This window comes from Collinsella sp. CLA-AP-H1 (genome assembly GCF_040092945.1).
Lineage (GTDB): Bacteria > Actinomycetota > Coriobacteriia > Coriobacteriales > Coriobacteriaceae > Collinsella.
The window spans coordinates 1-14,586 of record NZ_JBBNKO010000005.1; the positions used below are offsets into that span (position 1 = coordinate 1).

The following is a 14,586-nucleotide window of genomic DNA, read 5'->3' on the forward strand; positions in this document are numbered from 1 at the left end:
CGCTCTGCGGCTGCACGCTCTGCGGCTGCACGCTCTGCGGCTGCACGCTCTGCGGCTGCACGCTCTGCGGCTGCACGCTCTGCGGCTGCACGCTCTGCGGCTGCACGCTCTGCGGCTGCACGCTCTGCGGCTGCACGCTCTGATATGAGGTAGCCGCTGCCGCATATCGCCTTGCCCTGGCCGCGCTGCGCGTCGAGCGCCCTCGTGAAGCTGCACTCCTGCGGGCCTACGCGGAAGTCGATGCCGTACTTGGAGTAGCGCGCCAGCATGGGCGCGGTCAGCACCTCGTCGGGGTACTCGTACTTCGGCAGCGCCTTGGCCTTCTCGCGGCGCAGGCGCTCTATCTCGACATCCAGCTCGGCGCGCAGGTCGGGCGCGCTTCTCGCCTGGGCGGGGTCGAGGTTGGTCACGAACGAGGTGTTGACGTTCGCGCCGTTGGCGTATATCACGCCGACGCCCGTCACGACCTTGCAGCAGTTGCGGATGCCCATGCACGTCAGGGTAGGGGCGAACAGGAAGAAGCCCACGCCGCGCTCCTGGTAGTGCTTGACGATTTTGCTCAGGATGGAGAACGGCGGGTTGTCCACGACGGTGCAGCCCTCCGGGTACTCCTCGCGCTCGTAGTCGCCGCCCGGGTAGAACGGGCGCGCCACCTTCGCCAGGTCGAACCCGTACTCCCGGCGCGCCCACCGCAGCACGCAGTCGTACACCTCGGGCGGGGTGTAGCAGTCGTCCGTCGTCCTCTTCGGCTCGAACTTGGCCGTGAACTCCTCGTATGTCTCGCCTCTCGCCATGCGTCTCCTATCTCTCGGCCCATATGGTCGCAAGCGTGTCGCCGGGCACGGAAAAGGCCGCCCCGAAGGACGGCCCTCTGCCTGTTTCCGTATTCGGTTGCCCCTATCCGCACGCCGCCACGGCCATGGCCATGAGCCCGAGCGCCAGCGCCCTTATGGCGTAGATGGCCGCCGCGTCTATGGCGATTGCCGCCGCTATGAACAGCAGGCACCCCCAGTTGCATCCCGGGCGGTTCATTCGTCCTCCCACTCGACGGTGCCGTCGTCGTACTCGGCCTTGAGCCATTCCAGGTAGTCGGCCTCCTCGCAGAAGCTGGCCAGCAGCCGCTTGCTGGTAGTGCAGCTGCTCATGCGGCTCGTCTCATACACGGCGATGAAGAAGGGCCACGAGTGGAACTCCACCTCCGTGTGGATGGCCCGCTCGGGCGCGCCGAAAAGGTGCTCCCAGTTCGTCATCGCGCCCCCTCCTTCGCGCTCGGCCCGACCTTGCGGTAGGTGTAGTCCTCGAACAGGTGACCGCACCAGCGGCAGCGGTCGCCGCCCTTGGGCAGGTGGTGCCAGATCTCGCGCATGCCGCACTTCGGGCAGCGCACCTCGATACTGGGTCGGCGCTTCGGCTTCTCGGTCTGCTGCTCCATGGCTACTCCACCGCCATCCGCATGGCCGGCTTCATGGCCTCGCGCAGGCTCTTGGCCAGCTCCTCGGCCGTTACCTCCACGTTCACGTCGGGCATCGCGAAACCGCGCGCCTCTTCGGCCTTGAGGCAAGGCATGGCGGCGTCCTGGGCCGCGCCGCCGAGCGTCGGTGCCGCCGTCTCCCTCGGCTCGCAGCGCCCCAGCCACATCTCGCACTCGTCCAGCTTCGTGAGCGCCAGGGCGCGCTCGCGGCTCACCTCGTAGACGGTCTCCACCTCGCGGCGCAGCCGCTTGCAGTCCGCCGACCCGTCGCTGCGCAGCCTCTGCCTGGCCTCGGCGAGCTTGCGCCCCATCTCGGCGAGGTCGCCTCGCAGGCGATCGTTCTCTCGGCGAAGGACTGCTACCGCGTGGCTCTGCTGCTCGTTCCAGCAGTCCTCGCACAGCGGCGCGTCCACGCAGCTCATGTTGTCCTGCCCCAGGGCGTCGATGTCGCGCCCGCAGCTCTCGCAGATGATTCCCATGGCTACTCCCTTCCTTCCGGCTTCACCGCGCCTGCGAGGAACCACGCCCGCAGGCTCTCGGCGCACTCCGGGCACAAGGCCCTTGCCTTGCCGTCGATTCGCGCGCTGTTCCTCAGCACCATCTTGGCGTAACCCGCCAGGGTCGCCGGCACCTCCTTGCCGCAGCGTTCGCATGCGCACATGTACAGCCTCATGCCTGTTCGCCTCCCTTCGGCAGAGCGTCGGCGATTCGGTCCCAGTCGGTGGCCGGCTTCTCGCTGGGGTACTCGTAGGCCCCCACGCACGGCACCGGCAGCACCGCCATGCCGTCGTGCTCGCCTGCGTACTCGTCTGCGTCCGATCTGCTCTCGAACGCCAGCACCACGTCGCTCTCCGTGGCCACCGCGTAGATCTTCTTCATCGTTTCGTCTCCTATTCGAACTCGAAGCACTCGCATGCCTCGCTTGTCTCGTCTACCGCCTCCACGTCGGGGCCGCCGCCCGTCATGGCGTCGCGGGCGCACACGGCCTCGCCGCCAGCGCCCTGCACGCGGCCGCAGAAGCGGCACTCCCGGCACGTGCGGCCCTCCCACGGGTCGGGCCGGTTCCACGGTGCCCTGGGGTCGGACTCGAAGCACCCGGGCGGGAGGTTCCACCCGCTTGAAGGCTCGTACCCGCTCACATGCACCGCCTGCCCCTCGGCAGCCGACCCCAGCCGTCCATGGCCAGGGCATCCGCGTACTTGGTCGGTTCCGGCAGCAGCAGGTACTCCCAGTGCCCCGAGCCCGGCGGGGCGGGGCGGTTGAACCTCTGCTCGGCCCTGACCCAGCGGAAGTGCAGCCGGTTGGCGTGCGCCAGCCCGTGGCAGCCGCTGCCGTTGCCGCTGCCGCACAGCATCACCGTGGGCTTGGGAACCTCGCGCCCGTCGCGGAACAGCTTGCCCGCCCCGCGCCTCACGATGTGGTGGCGGTTGAGCGGCCACGGCGCGCCGCACACGGCGCACCTGGGCGTCTCGATGCTCGGCCCCTCCATGAGGGGGCGCAGGATCTCGGGCAGCGTGTCAACGTTTGCCATTCGATAGCCTCCTGTCCTTGCCTTGCAGCTCGTACTTGTCGCACATCTCCGACAGGCGGCTCACGATGGCCACCGCCGTCTCCTCGTCGCCGTTCTTGGCCAGGCGGCGTATGAGGTCGCCCTTGCCGTACTGCGTGGTCACGACCACGGGCCTCATGTTCTCGTACCTGTCGTTCACGACGCGGAACACCTGCCCCAGCGTCCAGTCGGTGGGGGACTCCTTGCCCAGGTCGTCCAGCACCAGGCACCCCACGCGGGAGAGCCTGGACAGCACGCCGTCCTCGGTGCCGTCGCCGCCGTAGGTGCCCTTGATGGCGGCCAGCACGCCCAGCATGTCGGTCACCCTCACGCTGGTGCCGCCGTCCACCAGGAGCCGCGCCACGGCGCTCGCTAGGTGGGTCTTGCCGGTTCCCACGGGGCCGCAGATGTACGCTCCGCGCCCTTGCTCAACCTTCGCGGCAATGCCCTCGGCCATGGGGGAGGCGGCCGTCATGAAGCGTGGCTTGATTCCGGCCCGCTCGTAGGCCCGGCGGCGTTTGGCTGCGGCCTCCTCGGCCTTGGCCCTGGCCTCAAGGCGCGAACGCTCGTCGCGCTCCGCCACGGCACCCGGGCAGCCGCACGGCTTCCAGCCGCAGAAGGTGCGGCGGCCAGCCAGCACCACGTAGCGGACCTCCAGCTGCGCCCCGCAGTGGGGGCACTCAGTCGTACTCGGCATAGCCGTCGGCCTCCTTCCGGGTCCTCGGGCCGCGGTTCACGTAGTCCTCGAACTTCGGCGAGAACAGCGTGGAGGGCCGCAGGTACTTGGCCATCTTCGGGTCGCCCGCCCACTCGGCTGCCATCGTGTCGATGACGGCCAGGAAGTCGGGGAGGCGGTAGCCCTCGGCCCAGCGGGCGTGTATCAGCCTGCGGGTCTTGGCGCTGCTTGAGCGGTAGCGGGTGCCGGCTGCCTCGTTGAGCGCATGCACGATTTCGTCAAAGGGGATTAAGGGGTTATCTATATACTCAACCTCAACCTCAACCTCTGCATTGTCGCAACTCGATGCGCCTGCATGTGCATCCGCATCTGCTTGCGCATGTGCGACTGCATCTGTATCCGCATATGCTCCCGCATGTGCTTGCGCATCGGCTTGCGCCCGTGCCGCCGCATCGTCCACCGCGTCTTCCTTCCCCGGCCTGTTGCCCCAGCGGGCGTTGGCCGCCTTCCTTGCGCGCTCGCTCTTCTCGTCGCCCATGTCGAGCCTGCCCTTGAGCACCAGGAAGGTAGGCAGCCACGCGGGGCTGCCCTGCGGCTCCTTGCCCGTGAACCGGTACTCGACGATGGCGTAGATGAACGGCGCGCGCTGCTTCTCGGGCATGGCCTGCGCGGCCGCCCAGAAGTCGTCGTGTATAACCATGCCCATAGTGTCGCCGTCGCCTTCCCTAAAACGGGATATCCTCGTCGTACAGATCGGGCATGGCCTGCTGCTGCGGCATGGCCTGCTGCTGCGGCATGGCCTGCTGCTGCGGCGCGGGCTGCTGTGGCGCGTACGCCTGCTGAGTGGCCGGCTGCGGCGCGTAGGCGGGCTGCTGCGGCGCAGGTGCCGGGGCGGGGCGTCCCTGGCCGTACGTGCGGGCCTGCGGCGCTTGCGGGGCCGCCTGGGGCGCGTACTGCTGCGGCGCGTAGCCCTGCTGCTGTTGCTGGCCGCTCATGAACTCCAGCTCGTCCACCACGACCTCCAGCGCGCTGCGCTTCTGGCCGGTCTGCTGGTCGTTCCAGCTGCGGTAGCGCAGCTTGCCCTCGATGGCCACCTTGCTGCCTTTGGCGAGGTACTGCGCCAGCTTCTCGCCGCGGGTGCCGAACAGCGTGCAGTCCACGAAGTTCGGGTAGTCCTCCCACTGCCCGGTCTGCTGGTTCTTGCGGCGGTCGTTGACGGCCACGCCCATGGACAGCACGGACATGCCGCCAGACGTGGAGCGCAGCACGGGGTCGCGGGTCAGGTTGCCGGATATGCACACGCGGTTGATGCTCATAGATACCCTCCTTGGGTTACGTCCCCGCTGTTCCAGATGCGGGTGATCTGCGCGTCTACCATGCGGATACGCAGCTTGATTACGTTGATGGCCTCCTGCGAGGCCTTGTAGATGGCCTCGGAGCAGTCGCGGCGGCGCTTGGCCTCCGCTATCTGCTCCTGGCCCCGGCACACGTCGCCGATGATGGTGACGGGCGTGCCCTTCTGGCGCTCGTTCAGGATGGCGATGCGCAGGGCCTTGCGGTACTCGGCCTCGTTCTCGGCGTACTGGCAGCCCGACTCCTTGCAGGTCTTCAGCTCGGCCTCCAGCCTGTCGGTCAGCTCGTCCAGCTCCTCGGTGAGCGCCTGCATCTACTCCACCTGCCAGTCGGGGCGCGGGCAGCACGGGCTGTTGGCCACGAACTCCATGTACTGCGGCATGCTGGCGAACTGGTAGCGCGCCCCGCAGCTGCGGCAGTGGGCCGTGAAGGGGCCGTCTGCGGGCGGCTGCTTCTCCTCGGGCGCGGGCTGCTCCTCCATGGCGTCGGGATCGCTCTGCCCGTCGATGGCGAACGCGCCGCACAGCGCGTACTTGCGGGCGTAGCTCGACGCCATGCCGGTCACCTGGGCGTCGTCCGAGCCCTTCTTGTGCTCGTCCTCGCGGGCGTAGGCGCTCACCTGCAGCAGGCCCTCGCCGCCCTCGGCGGGGAACACGCACGCCGTGGACTTCACGTAGTAGCGGTCGCCTATCTGCACCAGCTCGTCGGTCATGAAGAACGCCAGGCCCTCCTTGGCGCACGGCTCCTTCAGCGCGGCCACTATGTCCTCGTAGCTGCGGTAGCTGAACTTGCCGAAAGCGTTGTACTTGGCCTTGGGCACCACCACGGCGCGCTGCACGCGGGCAACGGCCGCCATGAGGTCGATGGACTGCTGTTCCTGGGTCATGCTAGTAGCCTCCGTTCATCCGCTCGTAAACCTGGCCCACCGTGCCGTGCATGATGGTGCCCACGACGCCCTGCGCCTTGAGGGCCGCCGCGACGCCCTGCATCTGCTCGCGCGTGGCGCACGGCACCACGACCGTCCACGGGTCGCCCGCCATGGCCACGGGTGCCGGTGCGGGCGGCGCTGGCGGCACCGGGGCGGGCATGGGCGCGGGCTGCGGCTCGGGCATCTGCTCAAGCGGCTGCGGGAACTCTGCGGGCTGGCATTCCGCGGGCTCGGGCACCGCTTCGGGCTCGGGCTTGGGCTCTTCCACGGGTTCCGGCTCCATGGCCGCTTTCAGCTCGGCGATGCGCCGGCGCTCCTCCTCGGCCTTGTGCGCCGCCGTTATGGCCGCGCCCAGGTCCAGGGTGGCGAACAGCTCGCGCTCGGCCTCGTCGTAGAACGGCTCGCCCTGGAACTGCGCCTTGAGGGTTTCCCAGTCCTGGGCCAGGCGCTCCACCTTGGCCTCCAGGGCCTTGAATGCCTTCACCTCGCCGAAGGTCTTGTTGGTCCACTGCTTCTCGTGGAAACGCTCATAGGGCACGACGGGGGCCAGCAGCCCGGCGAACTCCTCGTAGTGCTCCCGCAGCTTGGCGTACGCGCGCAGCTGGCGCTCCTCCTCGGCCTCGTCCAGCTGCGCCTTGATGCCGTCGGCTGCCTGCTTCGCGATGCCCGCCACGGCCTTGCACCTGTCCTCGAACGCGGCCAGGGGCTTCGTATACTCGCGGCTCACGGCCTTGCGGCGCTCGTCTATCTCCTTGGCGATGCCGTTGAGGTAGGCGCGGTCGCGCTTGGCGGCCTTCACGTTCTCGTCCTTGCCCATGTCGTAGGTCGCGCCCTCGTAGTCGGCCACCAGCCTGCGCACGTGCGCCTCCAGGGCGTCGAAGTTGGCCTCGATCACGGCGGGGGAGTACGCCACGGTCAGCTCTGACGCCTCCTCGGGCTCGATGATCTCGGCCTCAACTGCTTCGCTCATTTACTCCTCGCTTCCCAGGCGCGCCATGCACGCCTCGTAGGTTTCCGTCTCGGCCGCGTTCGGCTCGTAGCCGTCGGCCTTCATGGCCTCGTAGATGATGGTCACGTTCTCGGCCGTCGCTCGGTTGAGGTACACGGAGCTGCCGCCTTCCATGAGGTTCCAGGCCGTCCAGCCGCTCATGTTCCACGCTGCCCGCCAGCCCATGGCCACGGCCAGCTCGGTGGGCGTGCGGTCGATGGGTCGGCCCAGCAGCTCCTCGAACGATTCCACGGCCTCGGCCTCCATGGAGAACGCGGTCAGCGCCAGAGCCGTGCGGCGCATCGACTTGAGGTCGCCCGCGTGGGCGGCAAGCCACTCGCGGCGGGCCTTCGCGCCGTCCTCGTAGGCGGCCTGGAAGTCGGCCTTGCGCTGGGCTGCGGCCTGTGCGGCCTCGTCGGCCCCCTCGGCCACCGGCGCCAGCAGGGTCACGCCGAACGACGTCTCCTCGGCCAGAAGCCCCGCGCCCGCGTTGTCGACCACGTAGGCGTCCAGCGCCGCCAGGTCGGGGCGGTAGTCGGAAAACGTGCGGCATGCGGCGAAGCCCTCGGGGCATTCGTCGACGAACTCGACGCCCGCGTCGGCAAGCACCGCCACCACCTCGGCGCGGTTGCGCCTCTGCTCGGCCTTGGCCTTCAGGCCCGCGTACACGCGCTGCCATTCGGACTGCTTGCAGTCGCGCAGCTCGGCCACGGCCTCGTCGTCGCCCTCGAACTCGGCGATGGCGGCCAGGCGGTCGAGCGTCATGTCGTAGGCGGCGTCCTGCACCCTGCGGGCGGCGCGGCGCGCCTTGGCCACGGTGCCCGCGTCGGTGCGGGCGGCCACGGCCACCTCCTCGTCGGGAATGTCGAGCGCCAGCATGGTCTGCACGCCGCGCGACTTCTCCTCGGCGGTCAGCCCCAGCTTGGCGTCGGTCTCCACCATGGCCTTGGCGGCCTCCACGCGCGCCAGCTCGGCGTCGTCCAGGTCGTCGTAGACCTCGGCGAGGAAACGCTCGGTGCCGATGGCCCTCATGGCGCGCACGCGGCACTCGCCGTCGATGATCCAGTAGATGCCGCCCTCCTTGTACAGGATGGGCTTCATGACGGGCTGGCCGGGGTTGAGGCGGTTGGCCTTGAACTGCGCGGCCAGCCCTGCGATGTGCTCGGCGCTCTCCCTGGTGGTGAAGTCGCGCGGGTTCATCGGCTCGCCGTCGGCGCGCTCGTAGGGGTACACGTCGCAGATCGCGACCTCCTCTAGCGATTGCATGCGCGGGCCTCCTCGTCTACGACCACGCGGCACTCCATGCCCACCAGGCGGGCGCGGCACGCCACGCGGGCCACCTCGCCCATGAGCGCGATGCGCTTGGTGGGCACGGGGCCGTTCTTGATCTGCGCGGCCATGCAGGCGGCCCCCATGTTGAACGCCTGGCGCATGGCGGCGTCGAAGCCGCCGTCGCCCGGCTCGGGCACGGGGACGGCGCGCTCGATGCGCTTCAGGATGCTGTCCACCGTCTTGTCCGCGACGGTCTTGCTGATGATTTCCGTGAGCATTTGGGTCTCCTAACTGGGAAAACTAAAAGTGATAAAAACTTTTCAGGATTTCGGAACTTTTTTCTCTATGCGCTCCTTGCGCTTCTGCGCCGCCTTGACCCTGCGGTACAGGTAACGGCACAGCCATCGCTCCATGGCCTCGTCGTGCGCCTCTGCTGCCTTGTCGGCGGCGTAGCGGCTCATGCCCGAGGTGTCCGGGGCCTGCGGCATGGGGTCGGCGCGGCTCTCTCGGCCGCACTCGGTGCGCTCGTAGGTGCGGCGCTCCTCTGCGGTCAGCCTCGGCAGCAGCTCGGCTATGCGGGCCTCTATGGCCTCAAGCTGCTGCTGGCGTCTGCACGGTTCGCAGATGCCGTCCTTGCCGAGGGTCGCCCTGCGGCACCCGCACGACGGGCACAGCTCCAGGCGGTGGCGGTAGCAGCGCAGGGACACGTGGCCGCCGCTGGCGTTGATCACGCGCCGCGCGTTATCCAACTGGTTCTTGGACAGCCGCAGCTCGCGGCGAATCTCGCGGGCGGGCACCTTTCCCGCCAGCTCGGCTATGCGGTCGAGGTCGGCCTTGCGCCACGCCCTGTGTGGCCTGCCCTTGTCTCGGCGGGTCACTCGTCGCTCACCTCCACGACCACGCGGGGGCGCGCCCTGTCGGTGAGCACCCTGTCGGGGCACTGCTCCACGTACTTGCGGGAGTCGTCCTTGATTACGCCCGCCGCCACCAGGCCGTCGAGCACGAACTTGCGCGCGAAGCCCACGTTGTCGGCGTCGCGGCGCATGTCGGGCTCGTAGAACGTGGTGCGCACGGTCACCCGGCGCTCGAAGCGCGGCGCGCGCTGCTGCATGGCCGCCGCCCTCACGCGCGCCGTCTCGCGCTTCTTCATGGCCGCCGCCTTGTAGCGGTTGGCGCGCTCGGCGCTGATGTAGTCGTTCAGGCTCGGCATTCGGCCCTCGACCGTGACCGTGCACCTCATTGCGCGCCCCTGTCGTAGATGCCCTGCGCCTCGGTTAGCGTGGAGGCGGCGAAAACGGCTGGGCCCACGATGGCCTCCCACGTGCCCACCAGGTCCACGGAGTCCACCGGCGTGCGGCGGAAGCTCACGGCGGCCAGCATGGAGGGGCGCTGCAGCACCATGTAGCGGGACAGCACGCTCCACAGGTTGTGGTCGCGCTTGAACTCACTGGCCTCGCTCACGGTCATGCCGTTCTGGCACGCCAGGGTGTACACGTTGTCGCGCTGGATGACGTGGCCCTCCAGCATCAGGCGGTAGCAGATGCGGCGCAGCTTCGCCCATGTATCGGGGTTCGAGGCAACCCAGTCGCACGCCTTGGCCACGAGGGCCTGGGCCTTGGCGTCTACCTCGGCCATACTGTTGCCTCCAGCGCCCATGTGGCGGCGATGCACGCGCAGACGAACAGGGCGGCGAAAACGGCCTGCAGCCTCTCGCGGCGCTGCTCGGGTGTTACACTGGTCTCGGTTCGGAAGTGAACCGTTGCGGTGCGCGTCTTTCGCTTGCCGGCTGCGACGCGCACCCTCTTTCCCTCGATCTTTTCCATTCCTGGAACTTCCTCTCGTTCTCTGGGTCCTTGTAGAACTCGCGCATCATGGCGGCGCACTCGTCGCACATGGCGCGCTGTATCGGGGTCATTCGCCCGCGACGCCCGGCAGAAGCAGCGGGGCGTCCTCGTAGGCGACCTCACCGGTGTCCCTATCCACGAACATCACCTCCTGGTCGTCGTACACGTGGATGTTGAGCATCTGCCCCGTGAACTCCACCAGCTTGGGGATGAAGTCACGGAACTTCGGGTCCAGCTCAAACTGCAGCACGCACTTGCCGCTCTTCACGTTGAGGGCGGTGAACCCCCCCCCGTACGGTCACCTCGTTCAGCATGGCCTACTCCTTCTCGTCGTACGCGGTGTCGCGCGCGATGGTCTTGAAGTCGGTGCTCCAGCCCTTGCCGTTCACGCTGAACTGCACGGAGCTGTAGACGTTGAACTGCATGCCGCCGAGCTCGAACCAGGTCGTGCTCGCCTCCAGAAGCTCGATGCCGCTCGTCTGGAAGCCCCACATGGCCGCGATGCGGCGCTTGAGGCTGGCGTGCGTCTCCTCCATGCAGCCGTTCTCGGCCAGCTCGAAGCTGACGGCCACGCGCTTGCGGTCGTCGATGAGGTGGTCGAGCGTTTTGCCGATGATCTCGGCGACGAACTCGGGCTGGTGGCTCTTGGTGGTCATGGTGTGTCTCCTATCTATAGGTTTAACTATCGTTGCTGCCGAAAAAAATATCAGCCACACGCACGCCGAAAAGTTTTGCCAGTTTTTTGGCGTCCTCGATAGTCACGCTATCGGGGTTGCTTTCCATCTTTGCGTACGTGGGCCGCGAGATGCCGAGAAGGCCAGCCACGGCCTCCTGTGAGTACCGTGCCTTCTTGCGCGCATCAACCAATTCCATCGAATCACCTCCTTGCTTGGTATGCCTAAGACTATAACCAAACATATAGTGACTGTAAAGAAGATTTGTCATATTCTGTAAAAAGATTTTAACGGTCGCAGCGGAAGGAGGACATGTGAGCATAGCCGAGAACATCCGAAGGATTAGGACGCAGCACGACATGACGCAGGAGGAGTTCGGCAAAGTTGCCGCCGTCTCCGCTATGGCCGTATCTCAGTGGGAAAACGGGCGAGCAGTGCCTCGCATGGGCGCAGTTCAGCGTATTGCGGATTATTTCAATATCAGTAAAGGCGAGGTTATTGACGAGGGAACAGATGGCGTTGTCTTGCCTTTCGGTGCCATGCCCGTGGTGGCCAGCAGCGCCACCGTGCCGCTGCTCACGCTCGGGCGCGTGCACGCCGGCGCGCTCGCCGACGAGGAGGAGATAGCGCACCGCGTTGAGGTGCCCGCCTCGGTGTGCGCCGGACATCCGCGCGCGTTCGCCCTGGAGGTCGAGGGCGACTGCATGAACCGCGTCATACCCGAGGGCAGCCACGTGCTGGTCGACCCCGACCGCCAGCCCGCCAACGGGTCCATCGCCGTGGTGGAGACCGAGGACTACCGCGCGGTCATGCGCCGCTGGTACAAGGGCAGCACCAAGCTGATGCTGTCGGCGGATAGCTTCGAGGACTACGAGGACATGATTTTCGGCATGGACGACGGCCCCGTGCGCGTGATCGGCACGGTGGTGTGGTTCCAAGCCGCCAACGAGATGGAGTAGCCATGGGCTTGTTTGATTTCTTGCATGCGTCGAAAGCGGCGCGAGATGAAAAGCGCGCCATGCGCGAGTTCGCCGAGGAGAAACGAAAGGCGGAGCAAAAGCGCCGCGCAGAGGAAGAAGCCCAGCGCACCGAGGAAGCCCGCATCTTGCGTGAGCACGAGGTGCCGCCCGCCATGGCGTGTCCGGAATACGATTTGGGGCCGTTCCCGTTTGATAATAAGCCGTACCTATGCCATACGGTGGTCAAGTATGAGCGCGAGACCGGCCAGGTGTTTGCCGACGAACGCTCTTATTATGGCGATGCGGATGCGGTTGCGGCCGTGAAGGCGAACGTGGCGAAACTGGAACGCATGCTCACGCCCGCTGTCACAGGCGTGCCGTCGCTGCCAAGCCTCCGCACGAACTTCGCGCGGGTTGAAGCCGTTGATTCAGTTGTGACAGTCCCGGAAAACCGTGTGACGTTGAGCCTTCACCCGTTGACGAAGACGGGGAAAAACGCCAAGTACCCGGTGGAGGTCTGCTTCAACTCGTACGGCAAGAACGATAACGGCTCGCACGGCACCGTGTCGTACCTTCGCGACGGGTTGATGGGGAAGGCCGTTATCCATTACTGGCGCAACCATGTGTACTATGGCGCATATTTCAAGATTATCGACGGCGCTATAGCCTTAAACGTGCTGAATTACAGGGCAGCGCCCAACGATGACCTCGTAGAGCTGTACAGGGCGTAGCCATGGGTGGACGTGCGGCGATATACGCCCGCTTCTCGAGCCACAACCAGCGCGGCGAGTCCATAGAGATACAGGTGGAGAAGTCCCGCGCCTACTGCGCCGAGAACGACCTGCGCGTGGTGGCCACGTACTGCGACTTCGCGCAGACGGGCACCAACACCGACCGCGCCGAGTTCCAGCGCATGATGGCCGACGCCAAGCGAGGGCTGTTCGATTTCGTGGTCATATATAAAGTTACCCGAATCATGCGCAACCGCGACGAGATGGCCATGGCGCGCATCATGCTGCGCCGCTGCCGCGTCGAGATACTGTACGCGGGCGAGGACATTTCGGACGGCTCGGCGGGCGTGCTGCAGCTGGGCATGCTGGAGGTGCTGGCGGAGTACGAGAGCGCGCTCGACGGCGAGCGCATACGCGACGGCATACAGAAGAACGCCGAGCGGTGCATGGCCAACGGCTGCGTGCGCTACGGCTGGGACATAGTGGACGGGCGCTACGTGGTCAACGAGGAGGAGGCCGCCGCCATCCGCCTGGGCGTGCGCATGGTCTTGTCGGGCAAGTCGGTGGCCGACGTGGTGCGCGCCTGGGAGCCGTACCGCACCAAGCGCGGCGGCAAGTGGCGCTTCCAGACGGTGCGCCGCATACTGATGCGGCGGGAGAACGGCGGGGAGTACCGCTACGCGGGCGTGGTCGTGCCCGGCGGCATGCCCGCCATCGTTCCCATGGATGACGAGGAGAGGGTGATACGGATGCTTGAGGACTCGCACAGGCCCCGCGCCAAGACCGAAGCGTGGGACTTCCCGCTCACGGGCAAGCTCTACGACGGGCGCGACGGCGGGCTGATGACCGGCACCAGCGGAACGGGCAAGTCGGGCAGGCCCTATCACTACTACCGCTGCCGCAGCTGCGGGCGCACCGTGCGCCGCGATGTCGTGGAGAAGCGCGTGGCCGACGCCGTGCGCGAGGCCCTGGGCAGCGCCGACAGCCGCGAGCGCATCGCTCGCATGCTGGCCGACGCCGAGGAGGAGCGCGCCGACGAGAGGCCCTTGAGCGAGACCATAAAGGGCGAGCTGGCCAAGATCGAGACGGCGTTCTCCAACATATGGACGGCCATCGAGTCGGGCATTGCGCCGCCGGGCGGCAAGGAGCGCATAGACGCGCTGAAGCAGCGGCAGGCGCTCCTCAAGGACGAGCTGCGCACGGCCGAGGCCCTTGAGGCCGCCCGCCTTGACTACGACCGCGCGCTGTTCTGGCTTGAGGGCATGGCCGCCGCCGAGGTGGACGACGCGCAGCTCCTGCGCACGTTCGTAGCGCGCGTGGTGCTGGGCGGCCCCGACGATGACGACGGCCTGCGCGTGGCGTTCACGTTTGACGATTCTGCCGGCTTGGGCGATAATCCGTCGCTGCCTGGCGCTATAGGTCCAGGTGGCGAGGTGTTCGACCGAATGAACGCCAGCTCCACCATAAGTAACAGGCAGGTAGATACTTATATCTACCTGCCTTTTTATTTCTTGTCCGTATCGCGGAGAATCGAACTCTATGCAGGGCGCGAGCGTTAAACAAACGCGAAGCGTTTGTAGCGAGCGGGCGAGGACGCCGGCAGGCGGCCGAAGCCGGTGCGTATTTGCGAAGCAAATACGCGGATTCTCCGCGCAAACTATCAGCTCAATATGGATGCGATGTTCATCGAATCTCAGCCGGCCATGCGCCGCATCAACGGATCCCCCCCGTACCGCGGAGAATCGAACTCTATGCAGGGCGCGAGCGTAAAGAAAACGCCTTGGCAACGCAGGCCGGGACACGTTTTCCCAATGGCGGCCCAGGCGGAAAGTCCATCCCGGAATCCGCGCTCAGACTGGGACGTAGTTTCCGGATGGCACATCAAGTGGAAACCGCATCCCGGAATCCTCATTCGGAATGGGATGCAATTTCCAAATGAATGGCTAGCGGAAAGTTCATCCCGGAATCCGCGCTCAGAACGGGATGCGCTTTCCCAGCGGCGGTCCAAGCGGAAAGCGCATCCCAGAATCCCGCCTCAAACTGGGACACACTTTCCGCTTCGCCTGCCGCCTCAAAAAACCTGCGCTCACGCCATCCCAAAACTGGGTAGAAGAAAGCCAAAACGCAATCGCAGGAGGTCA

Annotated in this window: 26 protein-coding genes; 3 read left to right on the top strand and 23 right to left on the bottom strand. The window is 66.7% G+C overall.

Annotated elements, in window-relative coordinates; genetic code table 11:
- From AAAV44_RS03900 to AAAV44_RS04010, 23 genes are all read right to left on the bottom strand, one after another.
- A partial coding sequence (locus tag AAAV44_RS03900; protein ID WP_349114660.1) for a hypothetical protein occupies positions 1-794 on the bottom strand: 794 nt, incomplete at its 3' end.
- A 103-nt stretch (positions 795-897) separates the two neighbouring features.
- A complete protein-coding gene (locus tag AAAV44_RS03905; RefSeq protein ID WP_264297873.1) occupies positions 898-1,032 on the bottom strand; it encodes a hypothetical protein in 135 nt (44 codons plus the stop codon).
- Complete coding sequence (locus AAAV44_RS03910; RefSeq protein ID WP_349114661.1) at positions 1,029-1,250, bottom strand: hypothetical protein; 222 nt, start codon at positions 1,248-1,250, stop codon at positions 1,029-1,031. Before AAAV44_RS03910 ends, AAAV44_RS03905 begins: the two co-directional genes overlap by 4 nt.
- Complete coding sequence (locus tag AAAV44_RS03915) at positions 1,247-1,432, bottom strand: hypothetical protein (RefSeq protein WP_349114662.1); 186 nt, start codon at positions 1,430-1,432, stop codon at positions 1,247-1,249. The genes AAAV44_RS03910 and AAAV44_RS03915 overlap by 4 nt, the downstream gene beginning before the upstream one ends.
- 2 nt (positions 1,433-1,434) lie before the next feature.
- Positions 1,435-1,950, bottom strand: a complete 516-nt coding sequence (locus tag AAAV44_RS03920) for a hypothetical protein (protein ID WP_349114664.1) — start codon at positions 1,948-1,950, stop codon at positions 1,435-1,437.
- Positions 1,951-1,952: 2 nt separating this feature from the next.
- Positions 1,953-2,144 (bottom strand): hypothetical protein, encoded by a 192-nt coding sequence (locus tag AAAV44_RS03925; RefSeq protein ID WP_117637866.1) that lies wholly within the window; start codon positions 2,142-2,144, stop codon positions 1,953-1,955.
- Positions 2,141-2,350 (bottom strand): hypothetical protein, encoded by a 210-nt coding sequence (locus AAAV44_RS03930; RefSeq protein WP_152067355.1) that lies wholly within the window; start codon positions 2,348-2,350, stop codon positions 2,141-2,143. The genes AAAV44_RS03925 and AAAV44_RS03930 overlap by 4 nt, the downstream gene beginning before the upstream one ends.
- Positions 2,351-2,606: 256 nt before the next feature.
- Positions 2,607-3,002, bottom strand: coding sequence for a hypothetical protein (locus tag AAAV44_RS03935; protein WP_118349165.1), 396 nt, complete (start codon positions 3,000-3,002; stop codon positions 2,607-2,609).
- Complete coding sequence (locus AAAV44_RS03940) at positions 2,989-3,717, bottom strand: ATP-binding protein (RefSeq protein WP_117637863.1); 729 nt, start codon at positions 3,715-3,717, stop codon at positions 2,989-2,991. The genes AAAV44_RS03935 and AAAV44_RS03940 overlap by 14 nt, the downstream gene beginning before the upstream one ends.
- Positions 3,701-4,402 (bottom strand): conserved phage C-terminal domain-containing protein, encoded by a 702-nt coding sequence (locus AAAV44_RS03945; RefSeq protein ID WP_349114666.1) that lies wholly within the window; start codon positions 4,400-4,402, stop codon positions 3,701-3,703. Before AAAV44_RS03945 ends, AAAV44_RS03940 begins: the two co-directional genes overlap by 17 nt.
- Positions 4,403-4,421: 19 nt before the next feature.
- Entirely contained in the window at positions 4,422-5,012 is a 591-nt protein-coding gene (locus AAAV44_RS03950) for a single-stranded DNA-binding protein (RefSeq protein WP_349114667.1), read from the bottom strand.
- On the bottom strand, positions 5,009-5,362 hold the full coding sequence (locus tag AAAV44_RS03955; RefSeq protein ID WP_117637860.1) for a hypothetical protein: 354 nt from the start codon (positions 5,360-5,362) through the stop codon (positions 5,009-5,011). The genes AAAV44_RS03950 and AAAV44_RS03955 overlap by 4 nt, the downstream gene beginning before the upstream one ends.
- Positions 5,363-5,935 carry an ERF family protein gene (locus AAAV44_RS03960; protein WP_199410671.1) on the bottom strand — a complete coding sequence of 191 codons (573 nt, stop codon included), beginning with the start codon at positions 5,933-5,935 and terminating at the stop codon, positions 5,363-5,365.
- Between the two features lies 1 nt (position 5,936).
- Positions 5,937-6,947, bottom strand: a complete 1,011-nt coding sequence (locus AAAV44_RS03965) for a DUF1351 domain-containing protein (protein ID WP_349114669.1) — start codon at positions 6,945-6,947, stop codon at positions 5,937-5,939.
- A complete protein-coding gene (locus tag AAAV44_RS03970; RefSeq protein WP_349114670.1) occupies positions 6,948-8,231 on the bottom strand; it encodes a ParB N-terminal domain-containing protein in 1,284 nt (427 codons plus the stop codon). It abuts the gene before it with no gap.
- Positions 8,219-8,515, bottom strand: coding sequence for a hypothetical protein (locus AAAV44_RS03975; RefSeq protein ID WP_117765307.1), 297 nt, complete (start codon positions 8,513-8,515; stop codon positions 8,219-8,221). The genes AAAV44_RS03970 and AAAV44_RS03975 overlap by 13 nt, the downstream gene beginning before the upstream one ends.
- Before the next feature lie 42 nt (positions 8,516-8,557).
- The gene (locus AAAV44_RS03980; protein WP_117765305.1) at positions 8,558-9,115 is read right to left on the bottom strand and encodes a hypothetical protein; all 558 of its coding nucleotides are present in this window, start codon (positions 9,113-9,115) and stop codon (positions 8,558-8,560) included.
- The gene (locus AAAV44_RS03985) at positions 9,112-9,477 is read right to left on the bottom strand and encodes a RusA family crossover junction endodeoxyribonuclease (RefSeq protein ID WP_158551309.1); all 366 of its coding nucleotides are present in this window, start codon (positions 9,475-9,477) and stop codon (positions 9,112-9,114) included. The genes AAAV44_RS03980 and AAAV44_RS03985 overlap by 4 nt, the downstream gene beginning before the upstream one ends.
- Positions 9,474-9,872 carry a hypothetical protein gene (locus tag AAAV44_RS03990; RefSeq protein WP_271736807.1) on the bottom strand — a complete coding sequence of 133 codons (399 nt, stop codon included), beginning with the start codon at positions 9,870-9,872 and terminating at the stop codon, positions 9,474-9,476. The genes AAAV44_RS03985 and AAAV44_RS03990 overlap by 4 nt, the downstream gene beginning before the upstream one ends.
- Complete coding sequence (locus AAAV44_RS03995) at positions 9,860-10,060, bottom strand: hypothetical protein (protein ID WP_271736806.1); 201 nt, start codon at positions 10,058-10,060, stop codon at positions 9,860-9,862. Before AAAV44_RS03995 ends, AAAV44_RS03990 begins: the two co-directional genes overlap by 13 nt.
- 88 nt (positions 10,061-10,148) lie before the next feature.
- Complete coding sequence (locus tag AAAV44_RS04000; RefSeq protein ID WP_117637853.1) at positions 10,149-10,349, bottom strand: hypothetical protein; 201 nt, start codon at positions 10,347-10,349, stop codon at positions 10,149-10,151.
- A 49-nt stretch (positions 10,350-10,398) separates the two neighbouring features.
- On the bottom strand, positions 10,399-10,737 hold the full coding sequence (locus tag AAAV44_RS04005) for a hypothetical protein (protein ID WP_271736802.1): 339 nt from the start codon (positions 10,735-10,737) through the stop codon (positions 10,399-10,401).
- 22 nt (positions 10,738-10,759) lie between these two features.
- Positions 10,760-10,954, bottom strand: a complete 195-nt coding sequence (locus tag AAAV44_RS04010) for a helix-turn-helix transcriptional regulator (protein ID WP_114513521.1) — start codon at positions 10,952-10,954, stop codon at positions 10,760-10,762.
- 115 nt (positions 10,955-11,069) lie between these two features.
- Between AAAV44_RS04010 and AAAV44_RS04015 the strand changes: the two genes are divergently transcribed.
- From AAAV44_RS04015 to AAAV44_RS04025, 3 genes are read left to right on the top strand one after another with little or no spacing between them, the layout of a single operon-like run.
- A complete protein-coding gene (locus tag AAAV44_RS04015) occupies positions 11,070-11,714 on the top strand; it encodes an XRE family transcriptional regulator (protein ID WP_271736798.1) in 645 nt (214 codons plus the stop codon).
- Between the two features lie 2 nt (positions 11,715-11,716).
- Positions 11,717-12,445 (top strand): hypothetical protein, encoded by a 729-nt coding sequence (locus AAAV44_RS04020; RefSeq protein WP_349114672.1) that lies wholly within the window; start codon positions 11,717-11,719, stop codon positions 12,443-12,445.
- 2 nt (positions 12,446-12,447) lie between these two features.
- Positions 12,448-14,004: a recombinase family protein gene (locus AAAV44_RS04025; protein WP_349114673.1), complete on the top strand. Its 1,557-nt coding sequence runs from the start codon at positions 12,448-12,450 to the stop codon at positions 14,002-14,004.
- Positions 14,005-14,586: the final 582 nt, after the last annotated feature.